Source organism: Chryseobacterium sp. JUb7, from assembly GCF_024806495.1.
GTDB lineage: Bacteria > Bacteroidota > Bacteroidia > Flavobacteriales > Weeksellaceae > Chryseobacterium.
Genome location: NZ_JANUFF010000003.1, coordinates 77,010 through 99,439, shown reverse-complemented (window position 1 = coordinate 99,439; position 22,430 = coordinate 77,010). Strand labels below are relative to the sequence as shown.

24 protein-coding genes are annotated in these 22,430 nt (G+C 35.4%); 8 read left to right on the top strand and 16 right to left on the bottom strand.

The genetic code is table 11. From position 1 onward, the window contains the following. Positions 1–3: 3 nt before the first annotated feature. Both M2373_RS07275 and M2373_RS07270 read left to right on the top strand, forming a co-directional pair. A complete protein-coding gene (locus tag M2373_RS07275; RefSeq protein WP_259109067.1) occupies positions 4–342 on the top strand; it encodes a DUF6122 family protein in 339 nt (112 codons plus the stop codon). A gap of 66 nt (positions 343–408) precedes the next feature. Continuing rightward, positions 409–1,479, top strand: a complete 1,071-nt coding sequence (locus M2373_RS07270; protein WP_259109066.1) for a calcium:proton antiporter — start codon at positions 409–411, stop codon at positions 1,477–1,479. Between the two features lie 49 nt (positions 1,480–1,528). Here M2373_RS07270 and M2373_RS07265 read toward each other — a convergent pair whose 3' ends face one another. Beyond that, the gene (locus M2373_RS07265) at positions 1,529–1,909 is read right to left on the bottom strand and encodes a group III truncated hemoglobin (protein ID WP_259109065.1); all 381 of its coding nucleotides are present in this window, start codon (positions 1,907–1,909) and stop codon (positions 1,529–1,531) included. 164 nt (positions 1,910–2,073) lie between these two features. Here M2373_RS07265 and M2373_RS07260 point away from each other — a divergent pair, with 164 nt between their 5' ends. The 3 genes from M2373_RS07260 to M2373_RS07250 all read left to right on the top strand — a co-directional run bounded on the left by M2373_RS07260 (position 2,074) and on the right by M2373_RS07250 (position 3,986). Beyond that, on the top strand, positions 2,074–3,042 hold the full coding sequence (locus M2373_RS07260) for an ion channel (RefSeq protein WP_259109064.1): 969 nt from the start codon (positions 2,074–2,076) through the stop codon (positions 3,040–3,042). Continuing rightward, positions 3,043–3,531 (top strand): YkgJ family cysteine cluster protein, encoded by a 489-nt coding sequence (locus tag M2373_RS07255; protein WP_259109062.1) that lies wholly within the window; start codon positions 3,043–3,045, stop codon positions 3,529–3,531. Between the two features lie 116 nt (positions 3,532–3,647). Next, a complete protein-coding gene (locus M2373_RS07250) occupies positions 3,648–3,986 on the top strand; it encodes a hypothetical protein (protein ID WP_259109060.1) in 339 nt (112 codons plus the stop codon). Between the two features lie 42 nt (positions 3,987–4,028). Here the strand turns inward: M2373_RS07250 and M2373_RS07245 are convergent, their stop codons facing one another. From M2373_RS07245 to M2373_RS07230, 4 genes are all read right to left on the bottom strand, one after another. Beyond that, complete coding sequence (locus tag M2373_RS07245) at positions 4,029–4,397, bottom strand: iron chaperone (RefSeq protein ID WP_259109058.1); 369 nt, start codon at positions 4,395–4,397, stop codon at positions 4,029–4,031. 129 nt (positions 4,398–4,526) lie between these two features. After that, positions 4,527–5,885, bottom strand: coding sequence for an NADP-specific glutamate dehydrogenase (gdhA, locus tag M2373_RS07240; protein WP_259109056.1), 1,359 nt, complete (start codon positions 5,883–5,885; stop codon positions 4,527–4,529). A gap of 190 nt (positions 5,886–6,075) precedes the next feature. Further along, complete coding sequence (gene dprA, locus M2373_RS07235; RefSeq protein WP_259109054.1) at positions 6,076–7,185, bottom strand: DNA-processing protein DprA; 1,110 nt, start codon at positions 7,183–7,185, stop codon at positions 6,076–6,078. A 39-nt stretch (positions 7,186–7,224) separates the two neighbouring features. After that, the gene (locus M2373_RS07230) at positions 7,225–7,992 is read right to left on the bottom strand and encodes a rhomboid family intramembrane serine protease (protein WP_259109053.1); all 768 of its coding nucleotides are present in this window, start codon (positions 7,990–7,992) and stop codon (positions 7,225–7,227) included. Positions 7,993–8,266: 274 nt separating this feature from the next. Between M2373_RS07230 and M2373_RS07225 the strand changes: the two genes are divergently transcribed. Then, positions 8,267–9,211 carry a DUF3078 domain-containing protein gene (locus tag M2373_RS07225; protein WP_259109052.1) on the top strand — a complete coding sequence of 315 codons (945 nt, stop codon included), beginning with the start codon at positions 8,267–8,269 and terminating at the stop codon, positions 9,209–9,211. A gap of 159 nt (positions 9,212–9,370) precedes the next feature. Here the strand turns inward: M2373_RS07225 and sufD are convergent, their stop codons facing one another. The 5 genes from sufD to M2373_RS07200 form a co-directional block, all read right to left on the bottom strand. Further along, positions 9,371–10,678 carry a Fe-S cluster assembly protein SufD gene (gene sufD / locus M2373_RS07220; protein ID WP_259109770.1) on the bottom strand — a complete coding sequence of 436 codons (1,308 nt, stop codon included), beginning with the start codon at positions 10,676–10,678 and terminating at the stop codon, positions 9,371–9,373. A gap of 169 nt (positions 10,679–10,847) precedes the next feature. Beyond that, positions 10,848–11,591 (bottom strand): Fe-S cluster assembly ATPase SufC, encoded by a 744-nt coding sequence (gene sufC, locus M2373_RS07215; RefSeq protein ID WP_259109051.1) that lies wholly within the window; start codon positions 11,589–11,591, stop codon positions 10,848–10,850. Between the two features lie 29 nt (positions 11,592–11,620). Continuing rightward, positions 11,621–12,034, bottom strand: a complete 414-nt coding sequence (gene uraH / locus M2373_RS07210) for a hydroxyisourate hydrolase (RefSeq protein ID WP_259109050.1) — start codon at positions 12,032–12,034, stop codon at positions 11,621–11,623. 26 nt (positions 12,035–12,060) lie between these two features. Beyond that, positions 12,061–13,509, bottom strand: a complete 1,449-nt coding sequence (gene sufB, locus M2373_RS07205) for a Fe-S cluster assembly protein SufB (protein ID WP_259109049.1) — start codon at positions 13,507–13,509, stop codon at positions 12,061–12,063. Between the two features lie 81 nt (positions 13,510–13,590). After that, on the bottom strand, positions 13,591–13,920 hold the full coding sequence (locus M2373_RS07200) for an iron-sulfur cluster assembly accessory protein (RefSeq protein WP_259109048.1): 330 nt from the start codon (positions 13,918–13,920) through the stop codon (positions 13,591–13,593). A gap of 216 nt (positions 13,921–14,136) precedes the next feature. On the opposite strand from M2373_RS07200, the gene M2373_RS07195 reads away from it, so the two are divergent. Then, the gene (locus M2373_RS07195) at positions 14,137–15,075 is read left to right on the top strand and encodes a GLPGLI family protein (protein ID WP_259109047.1); all 939 of its coding nucleotides are present in this window, start codon (positions 14,137–14,139) and stop codon (positions 15,073–15,075) included. A 10-nt stretch (positions 15,076–15,085) separates the two neighbouring features. Next, positions 15,086–15,946, top strand: coding sequence for a GLPGLI family protein (locus M2373_RS07190; protein WP_259109045.1), 861 nt, complete (start codon positions 15,086–15,088; stop codon positions 15,944–15,946). Positions 15,947–15,998: 52 nt separating this feature from the next. Here M2373_RS07190 and M2373_RS07185 read toward each other — a convergent pair whose 3' ends face one another. The 6 genes from M2373_RS07185 to M2373_RS07160 all read right to left on the bottom strand — a co-directional run bounded on the left by M2373_RS07185 (position 15,999) and on the right by M2373_RS07160 (position 22,404). Continuing rightward, positions 15,999–16,853: a neutral zinc metallopeptidase gene (locus tag M2373_RS07185; RefSeq protein ID WP_259109043.1), complete on the bottom strand. Its 855-nt coding sequence runs from the start codon at positions 16,851–16,853 to the stop codon at positions 15,999–16,001. A 78-nt stretch (positions 16,854–16,931) separates the two neighbouring features. Continuing rightward, the gene (locus tag M2373_RS07180) at positions 16,932–19,010 is read right to left on the bottom strand and encodes an LTA synthase family protein (RefSeq protein ID WP_259109041.1); all 2,079 of its coding nucleotides are present in this window, start codon (positions 19,008–19,010) and stop codon (positions 16,932–16,934) included. Between the two features lie 233 nt (positions 19,011–19,243). Further along, on the bottom strand, positions 19,244–19,762 hold the full coding sequence (gene ribH, locus M2373_RS07175; RefSeq protein ID WP_259109039.1) for a 6,7-dimethyl-8-ribityllumazine synthase: 519 nt from the start codon (positions 19,760–19,762) through the stop codon (positions 19,244–19,246). A 3-nt stretch (positions 19,763–19,765) separates the two neighbouring features. Further along, positions 19,766–20,473 (bottom strand): tetratricopeptide repeat protein, encoded by a 708-nt coding sequence (locus M2373_RS07170; RefSeq protein WP_259109038.1) that lies wholly within the window; start codon positions 20,471–20,473, stop codon positions 19,766–19,768. A 182-nt stretch (positions 20,474–20,655) separates the two neighbouring features. After that, positions 20,656–21,192: an adenine phosphoribosyltransferase gene (locus tag M2373_RS07165; protein ID WP_259109036.1), complete on the bottom strand. Its 537-nt coding sequence runs from the start codon at positions 21,190–21,192 to the stop codon at positions 20,656–20,658. 9 nt (positions 21,193–21,201) lie between these two features. Next, positions 21,202–22,404: a hypothetical protein gene (locus M2373_RS07160; RefSeq protein ID WP_259109034.1), complete on the bottom strand. Its 1,203-nt coding sequence runs from the start codon at positions 22,402–22,404 to the stop codon at positions 21,202–21,204. Positions 22,405–22,430 lie beyond the last annotated feature (26 nt).

Below are 22,430 nucleotides of genomic sequence, written 5' to 3'. Positions count from 1 at the left end.
TTGATGGATTCTTCACATATTGCTTTGCTTAAAACATGCACCCATTACTTTTTGCATTTTGTTTTCCCGCTATTTATTGCTTGGGTTTTCTATCGTGAAAACTGGAAAAAAGTCTATCTTATTTTATTGGCTACAATGCTTGTGGATCTGGACCATCTGTTTGCAAACCCAATCTTTGATCCCAACAGAGGAAGTATAGGTTTTCATTTTTTACATTCCTATTATGCCATTGCGGTGTATTTTTTGATGTTATTTTTTAAAGGCAATATCAGGATTATCGGCGTTGGATTATTATTTCATATGCTCACAGATTTTCAGGATTTTTATTTCTGGAGTCATTAAAATATTATTAATATTTTCTTTTAGAATTGTAAAAACCATAGATTTTTTGTATTTTGTAGACACTTTATGAGATTAAAAGAATTTTTGCATTACACGTATATTTTCCCTGTTTTAGCGGTAGTTTATTACTTTTCCGGTTTAATGGGCGGTGGAGTTGTTTATGATATAATTGCAGGTCTTTTACTCACGGGAAGTGTTTTATCGGCAGTACATCATGCAGAGGTTGTTGCTCATAAAGTAGGGGAGCCGTTCGGAACAATTATTCTGGCTCTCTGTATCACCATTATTGAAGTTGCGTTAATCATCTCACTGATGGTGGCCGGCGGAGATCAGGCGATCACGCTGGCAAGAGATACCGTTTTTGCAGCAGTAATGCTTATTCTTAATGGTATTCTGGGAATCTGTATTTTGGTAGGAGGGGTTAAATATCACGAGCAGTTTTTTGCAAGAACATCTGCGACAACCTACCTGGTAAGTATTATCTCTATTTTGGTACTTACATTGGTTCTTCCCAATTTTACATCGAGTGTGAACGGTCCTTTTTATAATCAGGCACAGTTGATCTTCGTCTCCATTGCCTGTCTGGTCATTTATGGGATATTTCTTATGGTTCAGACGGTAAGACACAGAAGTTATTTTATCGTTCCTGATGAGCATCCTGAAGAACATTATATTCCATCTTTAACCAAAACACTCGTGAGTTTTGTCTTTCTGGTTGTGTGTCTTGCCATAGTAGTTATGATGGCAAAAGGACTTTCTACAACGATTGAAAATATGGTACAGAGCTTCGGAGCTCCAAAGTCTTTAGTAGGAGTAATCATTGCGGCAGTTGTACTGCTTCCGGAGGGTGTTGCTGCGATCAGAGCGGCTAGAAGCAACCAGATTCAGTCCAGTTTAAATCTGGCTTTAGGATCTGCTTTAGCAAGTATAGGGCTTAGTATTCCTGCAGTTTCAGTGGTTTGTATTATGTATGATATCCCACTGGTTTTAGGATTGGATAAAAAAGATATTATTCTTCTTTCCTTATCGGTATTTATCGTAATGCTTTCATTGAGCAGGGGAAAGACAAATGTTCTTTACGGAACAGTTCTGCTGGTCAATCTGGCGGCTTATATTTTTACGGTGATTGTTCCTTAATTGCAAACTTTAGAAACACGGATCAATTTTTAATTCGGGATTTTATCGATTATAATCTTCTCGCCAATTCCATTTTAAAAGCCATCAGTTTGGCAATATTCTCAGATTTATAGATAGCCATTTCTGCATTTTCGCCTACAAAATTTTCTTCAATGGTTGTTCTCCATAATTCAAGCCACTTGTTAAAGTGTTTCTGCTCCATTGCTTCTATTTCGTTGACCGGAAAATGAACGCCCATCGGATTGCCTTTATAGGTCATTTGGCCGAAAAGAATGGATTCCCAAAAAGAATACATTTTAGGAAGATGTTTTTCCCAATCTACTTTTGCAATATCTGTAAAGAAAAAACTAATCGTTTCATCCTTAACTACTTTAGCATAAAATGAATTAACAAGGTGTTCAATGTCCTCTTTTGATTCCAATTTTTTCATACTTCAAAGTTAATTTAAAATCAAATGAGAAATTCAATCGCAGGCTTGATAAATTTCATGAAAACAATATTTTATCTTTACATATCGGAAAATACGAAAGAGATGATGAGCCGGGAAAAGGATTAGCCTTTCGTATGGACAGATAAAAACAAATGAGATAAAAAATGGCAAGAGGTTTTAGAAAAAGAATCCGTCAGAAGAATACTGAAAATAGTGGTTTCGGAGCCAGTGCTTCAGGGAGATTTATCAAAAAAGATGGTCTTCCGAACGTAGAACGGAAAGGAGTAAATATTCTTAACCGGTTCAGTTGGTATCATACGATGCTCGATTTATCGACTGTTCAGTTTCTTACTTACCTGGTGACGGCCTACATTGTGATAAATTTGATTTTTGCCTTTATTTATTACTTAATTGGGGTAGAGCATCTTACCGGAATTGATAAAAGCGATCCGTTAAATGAATTTATCGATGTCTTTTTCTTCAGTTCACAAACCTTTACTACGGTAGGTTATGGCAGGATAGCACCTGTTGGTTTTATGGCAAGCCTTGTAGCTACTTTTGAAGCATTTCTGGGATTGCTTACCTTTGCCATTGCAACGGGATTGTTTTATGGGCGGTTTTCTCGTCCGAGAGCTTATCTTAGATTTTCAGATGTGGCGGTCATTGCTCCTTTTCAGGAAGTCACAGGATTGATGTTCAGGCTGGCTCCTTATAAAAATAATGCATTGACGAGTGCGGAAGTTGTGGTTTCTACAGCAATTGAAGTCAGTGAAAATGGGGAATCAAAAACCAATTTTTATACCTTAAAAACACATTTGAATCATATTAATACATTGGCTCTGAACTGGACAGTGGTTCATAAAATAGATGAAGATTCACCGTTTTATGGCTTTACAGAGGATGATTTTAAGAATACACCGATTGAAATTATTGTTCATGTACGGGCTTTTGATGAAGTGTATTCAAATACGGTAGTGCAGCGCTCGTCCTATGTTTCGAAAGAAATTACATACGGCGCAAAATTTATTCCGATGTATTATCCGGCGAAAGATAATGCGTTTACCGTACTGGATTTAGATAAAATCAATGAATATAAGGCAGTAGAGATGCCTATTTTAGTGGAGGAAGAATAAATGAATTTAGAATTTTACAAAAAACAGGCTTTACAAAAGCAGAAAGAACATAAAAAATTTCTGGACGGATTAAAGAAAAAACCGCCCAAAAATCTCGATTATATCGTTCAGGAAACTCATGAGGAGGTTTTTGAGAAGATAGATTGTTTGCAATGTGCCAACTGTTGTAAAACTACCGGGCCATTGTATACGGAGAAAGATATAGAACGTATTTCAAAGCATTTACGGATGAAATCTGCTGATTTTGAAGCAAAATTTCTGAGAGTCGATGAAGATAATGACAAAGTTCTGCAAAATCTTCCATGTTTTTTTCTGAATGAAGACAACACCTGTTCAATCTATGAAGTGCGTCCAAAGGCATGCCGAGAATATCCACACACAGATCGGAAAAAAATCTATCAGATAAATAATTTGATGGTAAAAAATACACTTATCTGCCCTGCAGCATTTGAATTCGTTGAAAGAATTATGAAAAATTTAGGAAAGTAGATGATAATCCCAAATCGTCTTAAAGTGTTATAAAGTACGTTAAATAAGTACTTTACATATAATATTAGTGATTGGAGCTTCGTTCTGAAAGAAGTAAACAACTAAAATATTATATTATGAAAAAGTTAATTTTAACTGCCGTATTTTCATTAGCAGGTGCAGGTGCAGTATCAGCTCAATCACAAAATCAAACGACAACCCAACAGCAAACTCCAGGTAATCAGACAGCAACCCAACAAGGGCAGCAGCAAACTACACAGGGGACTGCAGGCTGGGGAACAGCTTCAGGAACGAGCGGACAAACACAAGGCTCTACAACCACGACTGTAGATCCGGCTGCAACTACAGCAACTGATGCATCGACAGTAACTGAAGCTACAGCAACTACAGAAACCACTAAGCCAGCAGATGCTACAGCCGAAACAAAAAAAACTAAAAAGAAAAAGTCAAAGTAAATATTTAACAAAGTAGAAATGGTAATCCTGAAATGTAATGTTTCAGGATTTCTTTTGATCAATTTCTGCCATCCTGAATTTTATTATTTTGTCGATTAGATCAATAGGAAGCTCTCCGTTAACAGGAAATTGTACGGCTCCTTTTGAAAACTTATATTTTTTCTCAAGAAAGTCTTTTTCAAAATTTTTAATGCCCTCAGCTCCGGGGTAAAAACCAATATGTTTTTTATATCCTGCAAAATAAATTAGCGGTTTCCCTCTATATCTGAAAGCGGGCATCTGATAGCCTATATATTCTTCGATTTCAGAATCATGTCTGTGTATATTCTGCCTTAATGCTTTAAGCTTTTTCCGGATATCTTCGGAAAACAAAAGAAGGTATTCATCAATATTTTTAAAGGTGTTTTTCATGGATTAAAAATAAAAAAAGCGTTGAATATATCAACGCTTTCTCCTTTCACTTTTTACTTTTTTCCCATTTATAATCCCGGGAACAGGTTATATCAAAAAAGGTCGGGAAAACTTCCCAACCTTTATATTTTATACGACTCCTTGAGCCAACATTGCTTCTGCAACCTTTACAAAGCCGGCGATATTCGCTCCCTTTACATAGTTTACATAGCCGTCTTCCTCTTTTCCGTAGTCTCTACACGCTTTGTGGATTCCGATCATGATCTCTTTTAGTCTTGCATCAACTTCTTCAGAAGTCCAGTTAAGACGAATAGAGTTTTGGGTCATCTCCAATCCTGAAGTAGCTACCCCACCAGCGTTTGACGCTTTACCAGGTGAGAATAATACTTTGTTATCTAAGAAATAGTTGATGGCATCTAGAGTTGATGGCATATTTGCTGCTTCAGTTACACAAAGACATCCGTTTTCAACCAAAACTTTAGCATCCTCAAGATCAAGTTCGTTTTGGGTAGCAGATGGAATGGCAACATCACATTTCACTTCCCAAGGACGTTTTCCGGCATGGAATTCTGCAGAAGGATATTTTTTAGCATAATCTTCAGCTCTGTTGTTTCCAGAAGATCTTAATTCTAATAAATAATCGATCTTTTCACCATCAATTCCGTCTTTGTCATAAACGTATCCGTCTGGTCCGGAAAGTGTTACTACTTTTCCTCCTAGTTCAGATACTTTTTTTATAACTCCCCATGCTACGTTTCCGAAACCTGAAACCGTTACTGTTTTATCTTTAAAAGTTTGTCCGATTGTTTTAAGCATCTGTTCTGCAAAGTACACAACGCCATATCCTGTCGCTTCAGGACGGATTAATGAACCTCCGTATGCAAGACCTTTACCTGTCAGTACACCTGTAAATTCATTTTTGATTTTCTTGTATTGCCCGAATAGATATCCGATTTCTCTTGCTCCAACACCGATGTCTCCGGCAGGAACGTCGGTCTCAGGACCTACGTGCTTGCAAAGCTCTGTCATGAAAGCCTGGCAGAAACGCATTACTTCCATATCAGATTTACCTTGTGGATCAAAATCTGAACCTCCTTTACCACCTCCCATTGGAAGAGTCGTTAAAGAGTTTTTAAATACCTGCTCGAATGCCAAGAATTTAAGAACCGAAAGGTTTACAGTAGGGTGGAAACGGATTCCTCCTTTGTATGGTCCGATCGCAGAGTTCATCTGAATTCTGAAACCTCTGTTTACCTGGATTTCTCCTTTGTCATCAACCCATGGAACTCTGAAAATAATAATTCTTTCAGCTTCCGCCATTCTCTCAAGAAGCTTCATTCCTGTATACTCCTTTTTCGTCATAATGAAAGGGATTACAGTTACAGCAACTTCTTTTACGGCTTGTAAAAATTCTGGCTCATTAGGGTTTTTTGCCTCAATTTTTGCAATAAACTCCTGGATTTTCTGGTCAATATTATATTGTTCCATATATTAAGGTTGAATATTATTGTCAACAAATTTAATTTTTTTTTCAAGATTCACAATACCTTATTTGTTGATTGTTAAAAATTTAATAATAATGTGTCGAAATATTATTGAATTGATAATTTATGATTAAATATTATTAAAAATTAAATGTTATCTCTGAAATAATGAAATATTAAGAAATCATTAATTCTTAGATTGCCACAAATTGTCTCCCAGAAAGCGATTTAATTTTCCCCAAAAGTTCCAATTCCAAAATTATTGGTAAAATTCTATAAGAGGGGAGTGAAATTTTTTCGGATAAATCATCCAAAGAAATGTATGGTAGATTTGTAATTGATGTATATATTAATGTTTGATTTTCAGATAATTGTATTGTTGATTTGCTTTCAGGAAAAAGCTCGTGAATTTTACTTTGAAGTTTATTAAAATCTAAAGAATCAATAAGATCTTTCAGGGTCGAAATAGCAGACGCTTTGTTCTGAAAAATCAGATGGTTACATCCCTGACTGTATTTATCTGTGATTTTCCCGGGTAGGGCAAAAACTTCCCGATTGTAATTGTTGGCAAATGTTGCGGTACTTACGGAACCTCCGCCAAACCCTGTTTCAACTACGATCGTAGAAGGTGAAATTCCTGCGACAATTCTATTTCTCTGAATAAAATTTTCTCTGTCGGGCTTTCGGGATGAATTAAATTCTGTAAATAAGGCACCTTCTTCCTGAAGTATTTTCTCTGAAAGAGTTTTGTTTTTTGAAGGGTACAGAAGGTGAAAGCCATGCGCGAGGACAGCAACTGTAGATATTTTATTATGAATAGATTGCTCATGAACCTCTTTATCTACACCTAAGGCCAGACCGCTCACGGAAATGAAATTACAGTTTTTGGTTTCCTCAAAAAAATCGTGGATAAACTGTTTCCCATAAAGGGTCATATTTCGGGTTCCTACAAGACTTACTTTTTGTTTTGAATCATCAAATGTTCCCTTTTGATAAAGGATAGCGGGAGCATCATCACATTCGTTCAAAAGAAATGGAAGCTCATTCAGATGTCTTAATTTTATCTGAATATTATTCTTTTCGCAAAAATGAAGTTCTTTTTCTGCAAATTTCAGATACTCAGGATGACCAATTTCAGAAACGGCTTTACGACCGATGCCGTCAACTTTACGGTATTCTTTTTTTGCATTTTCCCATGCTTTTTTTGCGCTGCCGAAAATTCTTACCAGTTTATAAAAATTGATATCGCCAATGAGTTTACATTCACGCAGGGCGATTGCGTATAGATGTTCTTCAGAATACATTTGTGTCTTTTTGTTTTCACAAATGTAGAGAATTAAGTTTTACTTTTTTCTTAATTCTTCCAAATGATCCCAGATATCATCCTTTTTTTTGTAAGGCAGTTCCAAAAAGTCTTCAGGATGGTTTTCTTTGTATTCCTGCCATAATTTGTCATCCTTTTCATTGTAATAATTTGGAAATTCCCAGATGTATCTTTTCTTTCTCTCACCAACTTTTTTAAACATAAATGCAATAATACTTCCTACCACAGCGCCCGAAAGGTGGGCTTGCCAGGAGATTTTGCTGGGCTCATTAAGATTATAAAAAAACTCTTCAGGAAACATCCCCCAAATTAAACTTCCATAATACAGAACCACCAACAGAGAGATGGTCAGAAGCTTCATATTCCATTTAAAGACCCCACTGAAAAAAAGAAAGAAAGCCAAAACGTAGACAACGCCACTGGCGCCTATGGTACAGGTGTACATATATTCACCTGTAAGGATGTCAACCGGAGGCAGTAGCCAAACCAATAAACCTGTGGCCAGCCAGCCGAGTACAAAAACTTTATTGGCGACTAACGGATAAAACTGGTAAAGCAGAAACATTAATACAGCAATTGGAATTGAGTTTCCCACAATATGATCAAAGTTTCCATGTAAAAGAGGCGAGGTGATAATTCCTAATAAACCTTCAGGCATTAAAGGAATAATTGCACCAAAGCAACTTTCAAAAAAGCCCTGTAACTGTAAGAAATAGCCCAGCCACATTGCAGAAAGCATCAACAAAGGGTTGATAATGGCTTTTTTGGAAATTACATTTTTAAACATGATGGTGGTACGTCAAATGAAACGCCAATGATAAATTTCGGAAAAAATGTCGATGATTTTAATAGTTCATTATTATTTTGAGACAAAAGGTTATGATTTTCATCAGGTTTTAATTTTTACACTTAATATTTTGTCACTTAATTGATTAAAGTGGCTTGGTTTTAGTATTCAAATGCAAAAAAAACATATTGTTGAAAATATTCAGTGAGATTATTTCTTGTTTTTAATCAAAAAAATTATATTTAATATTTTTGCAAATGAAAATTTTTGAATAATGAAGAAGTTTCTATTGTTTATTTCCCTTTCTTTCGGGATTTTTAGTAATGCACAGGTCGTAATTGTGGATACGCCGACTGTAAAACAACCGATAAAAGTGGTAGATACCATTAAGCATTGGTCAGTTTTAGGAAAACAATCATTAATGATCAATCAGGCTGCTTTCTCAAATTGGGTTGGCGGTGGAGCCAACAATGTGGGTTGGCTGGCTGCGTTGGATTATAATATTACGTATGAAAATGACAAAGACCTTTGGGAGAACATTATCCTTTTAAACTATGGTCAAAATGATACCCAGGGCATCGGTGTCAGAAAAACACAGGACGTGATTAATGTTTCTACCAATTATGGAAGAAAAGTTTCAAAAAGTTGGTATCTTTCGGTAGGAGCAGGTCTTCTTTCACAGTTTTCAGCAGGGTATGAAGACGGAAATAACCCTGAAGCGAAGAAAATATCCAACTTTATGGCTCCGGGATATGTGAATGTAGGTATTGGTATTACCTACAGACCGAATGATAATCTGAATGTAACATTAAGACCAAGTAACGCGAGATGGGCTTTTGTATTGGATAAAGATTTACAGGTGGCAGGAAATTATGGTCTTAAGGCAGATGGAGATTCTTCTTTGCTGCAATTCGGTTTTCTGGGAACGGCTTCGTATAAATTTAAAATCATGGAAAATGTACATATGACCAACAATGCTTCTGTCTTTTCCAACTACTTGGATCATCCGGAAAGATTGGTTTTAGCATATGGAATGGTTTTAAATTTAAAGGTTAATAAATTCATCTCTTCCAATATCACAGTTGATGTGTTGTATGACCATAATCAGATTCAAAAAACACAGCTTAAACAGACTTTGGGAATAGGTGTGGCTTATACTTTGAATAATGGTGTGAAGCGCTCTGAAAGAAAAGACAGCCAGTGGTGGATTAAAAAATAATGCCACAGAAATAGATGTAAAATTTTATCAAAATCAATAGGAGTGAGCTTTAGCTCACTTTTTAATATACAGAGAATAGGCTTTAGGTCTATCAAATTAAAGAAAAAATAAAAGCACTTCATTTTGAGAAGTGCTTTTTATTATCAATTATATATATTGTTAAAACTCTATATCAACTTCTAATTTCTCAGCCAGAAGCTTTGAAATTTTTTCTTTTAAAGGTTCAATATCGATATTCTGCATCGCATCGTTTGCAAAAGCGTATAATAATAAAGCCTGAGCTTCTTTTTTAGAAATACCCCTTGCTCTCAAATAGAACAATGCATCTTCGTTTAGCTGTCCTACTGTACAACCGTGAGAACACTTCACATCGTCTGCAAAAATTTCCAACTGAGGTTTTGTATCAATAGTAGCACCTTCGCTTAATAATACGTTGTTATTTTGCTGATAAGCATTCGTTTTCTGAGCAATTTTATCTACAAAAACCTTTCCGTTGAAAACTCCGTGAGAATTTCCGCTGAAAATACCTTTGTAGTTTTGATAGCTTTCACAGTTTGGCTGATTGTGGTGTACTGCCGTGTGGTGGTCTACCAACTGATCTTTTCCGATAATCGTGATTCCGTTCATGAATGAATTGATGTTTGATCCATTTTGAATGAAATCCAGATTATTTCTTACCAATTTACCTCCGAAAGAGAATGTATTAACAGTCGTTAAACTGTCTTTTTCCTGTTTTGCAAAAGTATTGTCAATTAAATAAGAAGTATCGTTATCGTTCTGAACTTTGTGCCAGTCTGCTTTTGCATTTGGGTATGTGAAAATTTCCGTCACGGAATTGGTCAGCACATACGTACTGTCAAAATTGTGGTGACTTTCAATGATTTCCACTTTTGCTCCTTCATCTACAATTAATAAATTTCTTGTATTATAGAACGTGTTTTCTTCTTGATTCTGAGAAATATAGAAAACATGGATTGGTTTTTCAATCACAACGTTTTTTGGAACTTTCAAAAAGAAACCATATTTGCAATACGCCTGATTTAAGTTTGTAAAAGCAGATTTATCAGAAGCAATTGTATTAAAATACTGATCAAAAATATCTCTGTGTTTCTCGTCATTCAAAGCATAATTAAATGAAAGAAACTCAACATTTTCAATCGAAACTTTTGATAACTCTTTACGAAGTTTACCATTCACAAAAGTAATCCAGTCAAAGTTCTCTTCACCAAGGTGTAGTTCTTCCAATTGTTCTTTGGTGATATTATGACTTTCTTTTGGAAAAAAGTTATATCCTTTTTCAGTAATCTCCTTTAGGTTGGTATATTTATATTCTTCGTCTTTTTTTGTCGGAAAACCAAGTTTTTCAAACCTTTGAAGAGCGGCTGTTCTATCATCATCCAGAAATCTGTGACGAAGACTCTCCAAAAATTCACTGTGATTTTCTATAATTTGTTCTTTTAATGCCATTACTGGTATATCTGTGGTTTGCACCATTTTTTCTTTTTATTTGAGCTAAAATATTGTCATTCCCATGAACGAGGAATCTAATTTTTATTATTAGAGATTCTTCATTCATCTCGTCTCATTCAGAATGACAACGAGACATTTTTAATCTCTGAAATAATCGGATTTCTCCTTAGTTAAGAAGCCAGTCGTACCCTTTTTCTTCAAGCTCTAAGGCAAGAGATTTATCACCGGTCTTGATGATTTTTCCATTTGCTAAAACGTGAACGAAGTCAGGTTGAATATAATTAAGCAATCTCTGATAGTGCGTAATCAAAAGAACTGCATTTCCTTCATTTTTGAAAGCATTTACGCCGTCTGCAACGATTCTCAATGCATCGATGTCCAATCCTGAATCTGTTTCATCAAGAATAGCCAGTTTTGGATCTAGCATCATCATCTGGAAAATCTCGTTTCTTTTCTTTTCACCTCCCGAAAAACCTTCGTTTAATGATCTTGAAAGGAAGTCTTTTTTGATCCCCAATTGCTCGGATTTCTCACGAATTAAAGCCAGCATCTCTTTTGCAGGCATTTCGGATAATCCTTTTGCTTTTCTGTTTTCGTTCATCGCAGCTTTGATGAAATTCGTCACAGAAACTCCCGGAATTTCTACCGGATATTGAAAAGAAAGGAAAATTCCTTTGTGAGCTCTGTCTTCAGGAGCATCCTCGATGATATTTTCACCTCCGAAAATGATTTCTCCGTCTGTAACCTCATAATCTTCTTTTCCTGCAATAACAGAAGAAAGTGTAGATTTTCCGGCTCCGTTCGGTCCCATAATGGCATGAACTTCACCTGGCTTTATTTCAAGATTGATACCTTTTAAAATTTCTGCGCCATCTTCAATTTTGGCGTGCAAGTTTTTTATTTCTAACATTCGTTAAAACTTTTTCTTTTTAAATTTTATTAACTTCCTCTGTATGTAGAGTATCCAAAAGGTGATAAAGAAATGGGCACATGATAATGCTGATTATCTTTGATCTGGAATATAATCTCAATATACGGATAGAAGCTATCTATTTTTTTACTTTTATAATAATCTCCTGTGAAGAAAATCAGTTTGTATTTTCCGTTGTTTTCGGTTCCTTTTGAATAAGGTAAAAAATCCCCAATTCTGCCATTGCTGTCGGTTTGTTTTTTACTTAAAGAAACCCATTGTCTGGTACTTTCATTATATTTTTCCAATTCTACATTTACATTTCCTGCAGGATGCCCCTCAGAAATATCTAAAATATGGCTGGAAACCTGAAAACTCCCTTTTTCCTGAGCCGAAAGACTCAAAAATAAAACTCCAAAAAATACTACTAAAAATTTTTTCATCGCCGTCTTCATCATTTTTATTTAAATTATCCTACAGAGCCTTCTAATGAAATTTCCAATAACTTCTGAGCTTCAATAGCAAATTCCATTGGTAGTTTATTTAAAACTTCTTTACTGAAACCATTTACGATCAAAGCAATTGCTCTTTCCGTATCGATTCCTCTTTGGTTACAGTAGAAAATCTGATCTTCTCCGATTTTTGAAGTTGTTGCTTCATGCTCCAGCTGAGCAGTCGGGTCTTTGATTTCGATATAAGGGAAAGTATGTGCTCCACATTCATTACCCATCAACAAAGAATCACACTGGGAGAAGTTTCTTGCTCCTTTTGCAGTCGGCATCACTTTTACCAGACCTCTGTATGAATTCTGAGATTTTCCGGCAGAAATACCTTTAGAAATAATTGTTGATTTCGTATTTTTTCCGATGTGGATCATTTTTGTTCCTGTATCTGCATATTGGTGATTGTTCGTCACAGCGATAGAGTAGAACTCACCGATTGAGTTATCACCTTTCAAAATACAAGACGGATATTTCCAGGTTACAGCAGAACCTGTTTCCACCTGAGTCCAGGAGATTTTGGCGTTTCTTTCACAAAGTCCTCTTTTCGTTACAAAATTGAAAACTCCACCTTTTCCTTCTTCATTCCCCGGATACCAGTTTTGTACTGTTGAATATTTAATTTCAGCATTATCCATCGCAATTAACTCAACAACGGCAGCGTGAAGCTGGTTTTCGTCTCTCGATGGTGCTGTACAGCCTTCTAAATAAGAAACATAACTTCCTTCATCTGCAATCACAAGTGTTCTCTCAAACTGACCTGTACCTGCTTGATTGATACGGAAATAAGTAGAAAGTTCCATAGGACATCTTACGCCTTTTGGAATATAGCAGAAACTTCCGTCAGAAAATACTGCGGAATTAAGTGCTGAATAAAAATTATCTCCTCTAGGAACTACTTTTCCAAGATATTTTCTTACTAAATCAGGGTGGTTTTTAATAGCCTCGGAAATGGAACAGAAAATAATTCCTTTTTCCATTAATGTGTCCTGAAAAGTTGTCTTTACAGAAACTGAGTCTATTACGATATCCACAGCAACTCCTGAAAGTCTTTTTTGTTCCTCGATATTGATTCCTAATTTTGCAAAAGTTGCCAATAATTCAGGATCCACCTCATCTAAGCTTTCCAGCTCTGGTTTTGCTTTTGGAGCAGCGTAATATTTAATTGCCTGGAAATCCGGTTTTTCATATTTGATATTTGCCCATTCCGGCTCCACCATTTTTTTCCAGATCTTGAAAGATTCCAAACGCCATTCTGTCATCCATTCCGGCTCCTCTTTTTTAGCGGAAATCGCACGGACAATATCTTCATTTAAACCCGTCGGGAAATCTTCGTAATCAATTTTGGTTTCCCAGCCGAATTCGTATTTTTTATTTTCTAGATCGACTCTTAAATCGTCTTCAGTATATTTACTCATTATTTTTTTTTAGATTTCAGATGATAGATCTCAGATTTCAGATTGGTTCCGACCTCTGAGATCCGGCATCTAATGTCTTTTCTACAAAGAAAAACTTTCTCCACATCCACATGTTCTGGATGCATTAGGATTGTTAAAAACAAATCCTTTCCCATTTAAACCTCCTGAATATTCAAGAACTGTTCCTGCCAGATAGAGGATAGATTTTTTATCTACAATAATTTTGATGTCATTGTCTTCAAAAATTTGATCAGTGTCTGTTTTTTCGTTGTCAAACTTCAAAACATATTCTAATCCAGAGCATCCTCCACTTTTTACCCCAACTCTTATATAGTCTTCAAAAGGCTTAAACCCATCTTCTGTCATCAGTTGGATGGCTTTTGCTTTTGCTTGATCAGATACTTTTATCATTGTATTTATTTAGAATGATTTAATTATGCAAAAATACGAACTAATTTCCGCAATCTCAAATTGAAGATATCTATTTTAATGATTCTGTTCATAGTAAGATTATCATAAAGATGATTGTTAATGTTAATTTTATATAAATTTTCCTCTTGAAATCTGCAAACTCCGTTTTTGATTTAACTTTGAGGGGTATTTTTTATCTATTTAAAAAAATTAACTGTGAAACAGAAATTGATTATTTTTTTTGTATTGTTTTTATTAACAAGCTCCTACGGGCAGACGACAAGGTATATTTATGAGACTTCTGTAAATCCGGATTCCATTAATCTGGTGAGTCTTAAAACGGAAAAAACATTTCTGGATATTAAAGGAAGCAGATCATTATTTATCAGTGAAAATAAATTAATAAAAGATTCTTTGTTTGCATCTTTTAAACCTGAAGAAAAAAAAGAAAATAAAAAAAGAGAGAAGGATTTCTCAGGGCCAGGCAGAAAAAAATATACTGAGCCTACTTTTTTCGAATATTTTATCACTAAACATATTCCTGAGCAGAAGGTTTATTACTATGACAGAGTTGCAGGAAAGCAAATTTATTATCAGGAGGACCGTCCGATATCGTGGAAAATAACAAATGATGTTGAAAAGCAAAATGGTTATCCTGCCCAAAAAGCTGTTGCTGATTTCGGAGGCAGACTTTGGACAGCCTGGTTTACAAAAGATATCAATATTTCCGACGGACCCTATAAATTCTCGGGATTACCGGGACTGATTGTGAAACTGGAAGACGATAAAGGAGATTATAAATTCGATCTTATTAAAAAAATAATCATTCCGAATGCTTTTGAAGAACCGATAAGTCCTGATGCAAAGCAAAGTACAAGACTTGGTTTTAACGGAGATAAAGCAGCTTTAGAACTTGAATTTGCAAAAAATACAAGAAGCATGTCCGGAAACGGGATGTCCGGTTTCAGAGGTGGACAGGGAAAACATGTTGGTGGCATGGGAGGTATGCAGGGCGATAGTCATCGGGGCGGAGCAGGAATGAATGATAGAGGAATGGGAACGGACGGAAATGATATGATGTCAATGCCAAATATGGGCTCGAAAAATACTTCGATGAGAGTTAGTATGAGCGAAAATCCAATTGAATTAAAATAAAATATATATAATGAAAAAAATAGGAATCATTGCTCTAGCATTATTCATACAGACTGCTTTTGCACAAACAAACAGGTTTGTGTATCAGGTTACGATGAAATCGGATGCAGCAAATAAGAATGATATAAAAACAGAAAATGCTTATTTAGATATTTCACAGGAAAAATCTCTTTTTTATTCTGAAAACAGATTTAAAAGAGATTCCATTATGCAGAAAAATTTTCAGAGTGGAGGAGGAAGAGGTTTCAACAGGGAACAAATGGAAGAGTTAAGATCTAATATTAATTATTCTGTTGAAAAAGACAGAACTAATCAAAAAACTCTTTTTAAAGACAGAATCGGCAGAGACGTTTATACTTATGAAGAAGACAGACCTCTTAATTGGAAAATTTCTTCTGAAACAACAAAAATCGGTGAATATAAAGTTCAGAAAGCAGAAACAGACTTTGGAGGGAGAAAATGGACCGCATGGTTTACAACAGATCTGCCCTATCAGGATGGACCGTATAAGTTTGGAGGTCTTCCGGGATTAATTGTAAAAGTGGAGGATGCTCAGGGAGATTATTCTTTTGATTTAATGAAAAATTATAAAATTCCGGAAATAGCTGGTTTGAATCAGTTTGGAAATACCATCAAAGTAAAAAGAACAGATTTTATAAAACAACAGGAAAAATTTAAAAAAGATCCAATGTCTTTTATGAGCCAAGGTGGCGGAGGAGGTTTTTCTCAAACCCGGGTTATGGGTAGTGGTGGAAACCGTGGAGGCGGAGGCCGCGGAGGAAATCAAAATCCGGCAGATATGAAAAAAAGAATGGAAGAGAGGGTGAAAGATGAAGCAAAGAAAAACAGTAACCCCATCGAATTGCAATAAAAAATAAACCCCTGAAGATCTCTTCGGGGGTTTGTGATATATTATTTTCTTATTATTTCAAAAGCTGGTTGAAAGTATCACCTTGTCTGATGTCTCCAGAGTTATATCCTTTCATGAACCATTCTTTACGCTGAGCAGATGAACCGTGTGTAAAGCTTTCCTGATTTACATATCCTTGGGATCTTTTCTGGATATTGTCATCTCCCACAGCTTCAGCAGCGTTAATAGCTGCATCGATGTCTCCGGGCTCCAGAAAATGTTCTCTGCTGTCTGTTTGCTTTGCCCATACTCCGGCGTAGAAGTCAGCCTGTAATTCTGTAGCTACTGATACTTTATTGAGCTGTGCTTCAGAATAATTTCCGCTTGTTCTAGCTTTATTGGTTTCTTCTAAAACGCCTAAAAGATTCTGAACATGATGTCCCATCTCATGAGCCATAACATAGGCAATGGTAAATTCCGTAACCTTAGCTCCGAATCTTGACTGAAGTTCTTTAAAGAAGCTCATATCCATATACACTTTATGATCTGCCGGACAGTAGAATGGTCCCATTGCTGACTGAGCGGTTCCACAACCGGACTGTGTCGTACTTTCGAATAAGACCACCTTTGCGGGACTGTATTTCATTCCGTTTTCAGCAAAAATTTTTGTCCAGGTCTCTTCGTTTTCGGCAGTGATCATCTGTACAAATTCCCGGATTTTAAGCTCGTCCGGCGTTAAATCTCTTTGCTCAGTACTGGCAGTATTACTTCCTGCATTGCCCGAAGAAAGAATCGAAGATGGATCTCCTCCGAGAAAAAATATAATGGCAGCAATAATAAGAGTTCCAAGACCTCCACCTACAACGGCACCGCCGCCCAAGCCTCGCCTGTCTTCTACATTACCGCTTCTGTCGTCTGTCCATTTCATAGTTTGTAATTTTTGTATGTAAATTTAAAAATTTAATGCTTACTTTTTTCGAAAGGACAAAATAATTTTTACAAGAAATTAGCGATTAAGCTGGTTGGTTTTCACCCAATATGATGTAGACTGATAAGCAGATATTGTTTCATTGACCAGATTCTGGTTTTGTTTTTTCAGATATTTCTCATCATAATATATATTGAAATCCGGGGACAATTTCGATGGCTGTTGAGATAATGAATACTGCTTCACCTTTTTTACAGGAGAAATGACCGTTAAATAATTGTCTTTTATAAACCCAAGATCCTCATAGGTGGCCACGTAGGCTTTTGGCTGAAATTCTTTACTGAAAACATCCTGTCCTAAAAATTTGGATTGATAATTAAAATTCAGCAAGCCAAAAAGAGTAGGCATAACATCTATCTGTGACATCAGTTTTGTGAATTTTTGAGGTTTAATAAATCCTTCAGAAAAAATAAGAGCCGGAATTCTGTATTTATCCATTGGTAATTCTGTATCTCCTGCACTAGAAGCACAATGGTCTGCAATGATAATGAAGACTGTATTCTTGTACCATTCCTGCTTTTTTGCCATTTCAAAAAACTTTCTCAGGGAATAATCGGTGTATTTTACACCTCCCTCTCTTGATTTTACATTTCCGGGAATATCTATTCTGCCTTCCGGATATGTGAACGGGCGGTGATTGGAAACAGTCATCCAATGATTGAAGAACGGTTTTCCGCTTTTAGCTTCGGTATTCATGGTTTGAATCGCTTTTTTTGCCATATCTTCATCGGCAACGCCCCAAACATTTGCAAAACTAATTTCTTCCGGTTTGAAATTATTACGATCAACAATTCCATATCCGTTTCCGGCGTAGAAATCCTGCATATTGTCAAAATAACTGTACCCGCCGTACAGGAACTTTACATCATAACCTTTTGATTTGAATACGCTGCCCGTAGTAAATTTCTTCTTATTATTTTCTCTTTTAATAATACTTTCGCCTGCTGTTGGAGGAATACAAAGCGTTAATGCTTCCAGACCACGAACTGTTCTGTTCCCTGTAGCATACAGATTGGTAAATAGCAATGAACGATCTGCTAGGCTATCTAAAAAAGGAGTGATCTTTTCTGTATTGCCATAATGTTCAAGATAATCGGCAGATAAACTTTCCACGGAAATAAGAACTACATTTTTCTTTATTTCAGGCTGATCAGCGGTAACTTCTCTGCTTAAAGCTGAAGGAGAATACTGTTGTAAAAATTGTTTTTCTGCAGTTTTCTGATCTGATACCGGGTAAAATTGGAAATAGTCAAGTTCATTATGCGTGAAGGCCCAGTAAAATTTTGGCAGCCCGTTGGCCTGAATTTCTTCTTCAAAAACGTTACATGATTTGATTTTTGTAGTAAAACTTAAAGCAAATAAACTGATTGCCATTAAGATAACGAATGAACCAAGCAATAAAATCTTTTGTTTTATATTAGGTAGATCAAGAAGTTCTTGTCTTGTTTTTCTATAAATATAAAGGGTTATAGCGCTTGTCACAGCAAGGATGGTCAAAAATAAAGGAACGACCGGGTAGCTCTCCATAATATTGCCGATAACTTCATTGGTATAGATAAGATAATCTACGGCAATGAAATTATATCGCAGTCCAAATTCATTATAAAAGAAGTATTCGCTAACGGCATTGAAAACGATCAATAAAACATATAAAAATAGGGTAATGAAATAAAGAATGTTTCTGATTTTGAGCCTTTTTTCAGGTAGAAATAGCATCAGTCCGAAGAAAATAATTTTTAACCCGATAAATGCTAATGCAATCTCAGCAATAGAGCCGCCATATTGTTTGAAGATATTATTTGGAATTAAAAGAATGTATAAAAATAGTAATGATAATATCCCTAAAATTATATATCCGTAAGGTTTTTGATATTTTGAATTAGATAGAAATAAAAAATAAAATGCCAGAAACGGACAGGTCAAAACGAATACAAAGGAATCATTTACCATACCAATGGATAAAACCTTCAGAATATGTAAAAATCCTAAGTGTGCCGTTGTAATAGGATGAAAAAGGAATATGATTCTTAGGATAAACGAAATAAGAAGATAAAAAACTCCTAAGTAAAGAAAAGGTTTTATTTTTTTTGGGAACATTTGTTTTAACTGTATATTAAATTTCCCGCAAAGATAGTTTTTATGCTAAATTTTTTGATATAAAAAATCAAAACTTAGTTTTTATAGGAAATTTTATGATTTTTAAGTTTATGCTTAAAACATTTGTATTCTCAATAAATAACTTTATTCCTATTGCTTAGCCTATTTTACAAATAAAAAAAGAGCTAGTGTATAGCTCTTTTTTTATTTGAATTTTATAAAATTTGTTAAAATTATGAATGTCCAAAACCAATATTTCCTTTTTTATCAGAAAGATTCTTTTTGAAATCGATCATTCTTAATGCTGTAACTGCTGCCTCAACTCCTTTATTTCCTAAATCACCACCACTTCTTGCAATAGATTGTTCTTTAGTATCATCAGTTAAAACGCAGAAGATAGTAGGAGTATCCGTTAAGATATTACAATCTTTGATTCCTTGTGCTACTGCCGAACAAACATAATCAAAATGAGGCGTTTCTCCACGGATGACACATCCGATTGAAATTACTGCATCATATTTACGTTCTTTACAAAGCTGCATGCTTGCATAGTTCAGTTCAAAAGCTCCCGGAACCGGAAAAAGTTTTATATTTTCAGATTTTACACCTTCTTTTTGAAGGATTTCCAGAGCTGCATCACGAAGATTGTAGGTTACAAAGTCATTCCACTCAGAAAAAACAATGCCGATAGAAAACTCATCGGCATTGGTTATATTAAGTGGCTTGTAATCGGAAAGATTAACTGTTGCCATTTTTTAGTAATATTTAGTCATTTCAATATAAGAATCAGACATTCCGTTGTCGTAGTCCTGATATTTTTCGTCAATTGTAGCAAAATATTTTTTAGCATCCGCATTTTTCTTTAATCCTAAAGCTAAAATACCTGCTTTTCTTGTAAAGTAGTAGGTTGTATAAGGATCGCTGGAAGCAGAAGCTGCTTTGTCTAATAACTGTAAAGCTTCATCATTTTTGTTAAGACCAGATTTAGCATCAGCCATTGCTCCGAATTTCATTGCAACCATAGTCTTATTATCTGATGAGAATTTATCTAAAAGATCATAAGCTTCCTGGAATTTTCCTTCTTTGAATTTTAGCAAACCAGCATTGTAAGCAGAAAGTTTACCAATATTAGTAGAAGAATATTCATTTGCCGTTCCCAGGAATCCTGGGTTAGCAGCAGATTTTCCGCCTAAAGCTTCTTTATCTTTACCTTCAGTAAGGTTTTTTTGAGCAGCAAGGAAGCTTTTTACCGCCTCAGCATTTTGAGGAGCAACAACGAATTGCTTGTAAGCAAAAAATCCTAGTACGCCTAAAATAAGTACTCCAAAAACAATACCTATCGGTTTTGAATATTTTTCTAGGAATCTTTCTGTGTTTAAAGCCTCTCTGTCAAGGTCTTTAAAAAATTCCACTGTTTCTTTACCTTCTTGCTCATTCTGAGCATTCTTTCCCAATTTTGCCATAAATTCTTAAAAATTGAATTGCAAATTTAATTGTTTCTGAGTGATTTACAAAATACTTTGTTTGTATTATTAATAAAAGTGGAATAATTCTTACAAAGAGTAATACAATTATTAATTATGGAACATAAAAAATGCTTTATGAAATGAATCACAAAGCATTTTTGAATTTTATTTTGAGAAGTTTAATATTCTAGAATATGATAGACTTCTGCATTGAATTTATTTAATTTTTCTTCTCCGTTTAATCCTTTCAGTCCAATAAGAAAACTGAACTGTGAAACTGTTGCGCCTTGTTTTTCAACTAATTTTGCAGCGGCTTCTGTCGTTCCTCCGGTTGCCAGAAGATCATCATGAATTAAAATTCTCTGTCCTGGTTTGATCTGCCCTTCACGGGTTTCAATGATAGCACTTCCGTATTCAAGATCATATTTTTCTGAAATAACAGGTGGAGGAAGTTTTCCGGCTTTTCTGATTAAAATAAAAGGAACTTCAAGAGCCACAGCGATGGCAATCCCGAAAAGATAACCTCTGCTCTCGATTCCGCAAACGGCATCTACTTTTCCTTTACTGAACTTTACAAGGTCTTCAATAACTTCCTCGTAAAGTTTTGGATTTAAAAAAATAGGAGAGATATCCTTAAACTGAATTCCCGGAATAGGAAAGTCAGGGATATTTTCAATAGTTTCTTCTAGTTTTTTGATAAGTTCTGGTGAAGTCATTTATTTTTATTAATTGATTTTGTAGCTGGAAATTTTCCAGTCACCATTTACATTTTTAAGACCGAAAGTTACTTTCAGAGAGGTTGTTTTTCCACTTTTATCAGTAACGTCATAAGTTGCATTTACACTTGCTACATTAGGGTTGGTAGCATTGGTGGTAAGATTTTTTACACTTACATTTTTTACAGAACCAAAACCTGAATTAGGGTTTGAGAAAGATTCATAACTTCCCCAGCTTGGATTGCTCGATGCATTATAAGCTGCTTTAAGATTCTGAGAGCTTACATTATTTAAAAAGCTTGACACCGTATTTTTTGGATCTGCAGTCGGCTGTTTTGGAGTTGCCGGAGCAGTTGTCGCTGGTGTATTTGGAGTTGCATTTGGATCTGCAGGTGTTGTAGTTCCAGTATTATTTGGATCAATCACTGCCGGATTCTGGTTTACAGATGTAGAATCTACTTTTGGTGGAGCAGGAACTTTCAGTGCAGAAGGGTTTACATCTAAACCGATCTTAGACATTTTGAACGTTTTTGCTGTTGTTTTTACAGAAACAGTGATGTCAATTTTATTATCAACTACTTTTGCAGCAGGGATTGATGAGAATTTTAAATTAAAACCTTTAAAATTATTATCCTGCATTAGGTTTTTGGCCGTTGCAAGCTTTACACCATTGCTGAAAACTTCAAGAGTAGCTTCCAGACCAGCACCTGTAAATGAAACCGGGTTTCCTGCGGCATCCACAAGTCTTGGTACAATCTGAATAGCTGTTGCTGCACCGGATCCATCGTCTCCGGTAGGTTTTGTCATGATGCTTAATGAGCTTGCCTTAACATCATTTGGATCACTTTCTTTTGCTTTATCATCACCAAAGATATTCATTTCTCCTAATGAAGGAGGCGCTGTACTTGCCCATTCGATCCCGTTTTTCTGTGCTACCTGATCGGCCAGTGCCAAAACTTCAGGAACTTTTTTACCGTTAATCAGCTGACCAAGAGCTTTTAATTCTGCAACATCGCCGTCTGCTTCTACGCCAAAAGTTTTAAGAATATAAAGAGCCTCATTAAACTTAATCTGTTTAATTGTAGTGAGGCTGGAAGTCATATCATTGATACTTGACTGTAGTGTTTGAGTATTCGTTGCATCTACGTGGTCTTTCTTACATGCTGTAAAAAGCAATAAGCTGAAAACGAGTAGAAAAGAAAACTTTTTCATTTTTAATGATTTGCTACAAATTTAAT